General features: G+C 65.4%; 2 protein-coding genes and 1 pseudogene. All 3 read right to left on the bottom strand.

Annotated features, from left to right (window positions below; all coding sequences use genetic code 11):
- Nucleotides 1-72 precede the first annotated feature (72 nt).
- Entirely contained in the window at nucleotides 73-2,328 is a 2,256-nt protein-coding gene (parC, locus tag AC1D00_RS34685) for a DNA topoisomerase IV subunit A (RefSeq protein WP_477013784.1), read from the bottom strand.
- 61 nt (nucleotides 2,329-2,389) lie between these two features.
- On the bottom strand, nucleotides 2,390-2,674 hold the full coding sequence (locus tag AC1D00_RS34680) for a hypothetical protein (protein ID WP_404556956.1): 285 nt from the start codon (nucleotides 2,672-2,674) through the stop codon (nucleotides 2,390-2,392).
- Nucleotides 2,675-2,774: 100 nt separating this feature from the next.
- Nucleotides 2,775-2,872: pseudogene (locus tag AC1D00_RS34675) on the bottom strand (DNA repair protein RecO); the annotation flags it as partial.

Raw genomic sequence — 2,872 nt, 5'->3', positions numbered from 1 at the left:
GCAGTCCGTGTGGGTCCCGGCTCAGCGCAGCAACGCAAGGGCGTTGCAGCGCGTCCGGGACACGAGCCCGCCCTACCCGATCCCCCGGCCGAACTTGTTCGACTTCGGGAAACCCTTCGGCGGCAGGCGGCCGGCGTCGGCGCGGGTGCCCTGCCACTCGGCGAGCTCCTTCATGGTCGCCGAGAATTCGCGGCCGGCGGAGTCCTTCCAGGTCAGGCCCGCCTTGGCGTCGAACACGACGACGTCGGAGAGACCACCGTCCTTGTACTTCTGCAGGCGGACGCCGCGGCCGCGGGCCATCTCCGGGACCTGGTCGAGCGGGAATACCAGCATCTTGCGGTTCTCGCCGATGACCGCGACGGTGTCGCCGACCACCTCGGTGACCGTGCGTGCCTCGTTCGGCATGTCGACGTTGAGGACCTGCTTGCCCTTCTTGGTGGTGCCGACGCAATCGTCCTCGTTGACGACAAAGCCCTGGCCCTCGTGGCTCGCGACCAGGAATTTGCGTCCCCCCTTGTTGACGAACAGCGCGACGGGTGCCGCCTCCTGCTCGAGGTCGATGAACAGGCGGATCGGCTCGCCATGACCGCGCCCGCCCGGAAGTTTCGCGACATCGAGCGAGTAGAACTTGCCGTTGGTGGCGAACAGCAGCAGCTTCGACGTCGTCTCCGCGAAGAACGCGAAGCCGAGCTTGTCGTCCTGCTTGAAGGCAAGGCCCGAGAGATCCTCGACATGCCCCTTCATGGTGCGGATCCAGCCCTTGTCGGAGACGACGACCGTCACCGGCTCGCGCTCGACGAAGGCCTCCTCGATCGCGGCGAGATCGTGCTCGGGCGCATCGGCAAAGGTGGTGCGGCGCTTGCCGAGCGGCGTCTTCGGCCCGARCATGTCGCGGACCTTGCCGACCTGCTCGCCGACCTTCTTCCACTGCTCGGCTTCCGAGGCGAGCACCGCATTGATGCCCTTGAGCTCGTTGCGCAGGTTCTTGTCCTCGGTGCGGATCTCCATTTCCTCGAGCTTGCGCAACGAGCGGAGCCGCATGTTGAGGATGGCTTCGGCCTGCACCTCGGTGAGCTTGAACGCCTTCATCAGCGCCGGCTTCGGCTCATCCTCGGTGCGGATGATCTTGATCACCTTGTCGATGTTCAGATAGGCGATCAGGAAGCCGCCGAGAACTTCCAGCCGATGCTCGATCTGCGCCTTGCGGTAGTTGCTGCGCCGGATCAGGACGTCGCGCAGATGGTCGAGCCATTCACGCAGGCACTCCGCGAGCCCCACGACCTTGGGAATGCGGCCCTTGATCAGCACGTTGAGGTTCAGCGGAATCTTGTTTTCGAGCTCGGTCAGCCGGAATAGCGATTCCATCATCAGCGCCGGATCGACGTTCTTCGACTTCGGCTCGATCACGATGCGGACGTCTTCGGCCGACTCGTCCCTGACGTCGCCTACCAGCGGCAGCTTCTTCTGGTCCTGGAGCTCGGCGATCTTCTCGATCAGGCGCGACTTCTGCACCAGGAAGGGGATCTCGGTGACGACGACGACCCAGGTGCCGCGTGCGCCCTCTTCCTGCTCCCACCTGGCGCGAACGCGGAACGAGCCGCGGCCGGTCGTGTAGGCTTCGGCGATCGCCTGCTTGGAATCGACGCAGATGCCGCCGGTCGGAAAGTCCGGGCCCTTGACCCATTTCAGCAGGGCCTTGGATTTCGCGTCGGGCTTCTCGATCAGGTGCAGCGCGGCGTCGCAGAGCTCGGCGGCGTTGTGCGGCGGGATCGAGGTCGCCATGCCGACCGCGATGCCCTGCGCGCCGTTGGCGAGCAGGTTCGGGAAGCCGCCGGGCAGGACGATCGGCTCCTTCGACTGGCCGTCGTAATTGGGACGGAATTCAACGCCGTCCTCGTCGATGCCCTCGAGCAGAAGCCGCGCGACATCGGTCATGCGCGCTTCGGTGTAGCGGTAGGCGGCGGGGTTATCGCCGTCGATGTTGCCGAAATTGCCCTGGCCGTCGACCAGCGGGTAGCGCGAGGAGAAATCCTGCGCGAGGCGAACCATGGCGTCGTAGATCGCCTGGTCGCCGTGCGGATGGAACGAGCCCATCACGTCGCCGACGATCTTGGCGGATTTCTTGAAGGCCGTGCCGGGGTCGAGCCTGAGCAGGCGCATGCCGTAGAGGATGCGCCGGTGCACCGGCTTCAGGCCGTCGCGTGCGTCCGGCAGCGCACGGTGCATGATGGTGGAGAGCGCATAGGCGAGATAGCGCTCTTCCAGCGCCTCGCGCAGCGGCACCTCATGGATTTCGGCCGGTTCCGGCGGAATCAATCGTTTTCCCATGCCGCCCGGTTAAACCGTGGAAGCGAATCGGGCAAGGATGGATTGGTTCCCTGTGGGCGGCTTACTGCCCCGCCCAGCCGGCGGTCACGGTCTGGGTGGTCTGGGGGTGTTGAGCCTGTGTACTGGTCGGCGCGTTGGTCAAGCAGCGCCGGGCGGCTTCGATCTCCGCTTCCGTCGCGCCCTTGGACCGGGCCCATGCCTCTGCGGCTGCTGCCGAATATTTGGCCACGTAGAACCTGACGACCGTGCAGGAAGCGCGGCGAACCAGTCCTGTTTGCTCGCCTGCGAGGGCGTCCGGCGCCAGCGCAATCAGCGCTGCCGACACAATAAGTCCCTTGATCAGCATCAGGTTTATCCCCGGGTTGGAACCCCACGGCCCAATCCGGGAAACCCGGTTTGGTTCCGGGATATTTCATCTGATCAGGCAATACAGAGYCGCGCTGACGTCATGGCGCCGGGATCGCCGCCCTCGACTGCTGCCGCGTCAAGGCATTGATGAAGCCTGCCCGCGCGTCGGAATGGACCTGCCCGCGCGGCTCCAGCA

This window comes from Bradyrhizobium sp. P2_E8, from assembly GCF_056403875.1.
This window is presented reverse-complemented; position numbering and strand designations above follow the sequence as displayed.